Genomic DNA, 787 nt, shown 5'->3' with positions numbered 1-787 from the left:
TACACTCAATAATAATGCTAGCTCTACTATTACAAGTATTACTAATAATGCTAATGCCACCATAGATACATTAGAAAATACCACAGGTAGCACCATTACAACTTTAACTAATATGCAAAATGCCACGATTAATAATTTAAATAACTCTGGCACGATTACTAATGACTTTACCAATAGTGGAAGTATTACTAACCTAACTAATAAATCAAGCGGGCAATTTAAAGGACTAACGAATAGTGATACCATAACAAGCTTAGATAATCAAGCTAATGCTACTATAGATACACTCACCAATAATCAAACCATAACCACACTTACTAATAGTGGAACTATCACTAATGGAATCACAAACTCTGGACAAAATGCCACCATAACCACACTTACTAATACTAACACCACTTTATCTAGCCTCACCAACTCTGGCACCATTACTACACTGAATAATAATAACAACGCCACCATAACCACTATCACCAATAATGCCAATGCTCAAATAGAAACCTTAACTAACAATGGCACGATTAGCTCTTTAGATAATCAAACTTCTGGGAGTATAGAGACCATTAATAACCATGGCAGCATTAATGCTGATTTTACTAATGCTGGGAGTATAACGACCTTTAATAATGGGAGTGCTACTACAGGCACTCAAATAACCGCTGCCACTGCAGCAGCTACTGCTGCGACCAATGCCACGATGAAAAATCTCACTAATAATTCCACCATAACCACCTTAAATAACTATGCTAATGCCACGATGGATATGCTAACTAATGCTAAAACCATT

General features: G+C 36.0%; 1 protein-coding gene. It reads left to right on the top strand.

Annotated features, from left to right (window positions below):
• Window positions 1–787 (top strand): hypothetical protein (locus tag CQA63_RS09995; RefSeq protein WP_211305747.1); only part of this gene is annotated, 787 nt, incomplete at both ends.

Origin of the sequence: Helicobacter marmotae, assembly GCF_003364255.1 — a bacterium.
Lineage (GTDB): Bacteria > Campylobacterota > Campylobacteria > Campylobacterales > Helicobacteraceae > Helicobacter_C > Helicobacter_C marmotae.
The sequence above is the reverse complement of the archived record's forward strand: the minus strand, read 5'-3'. Positions and strand labels throughout refer to the sequence as shown.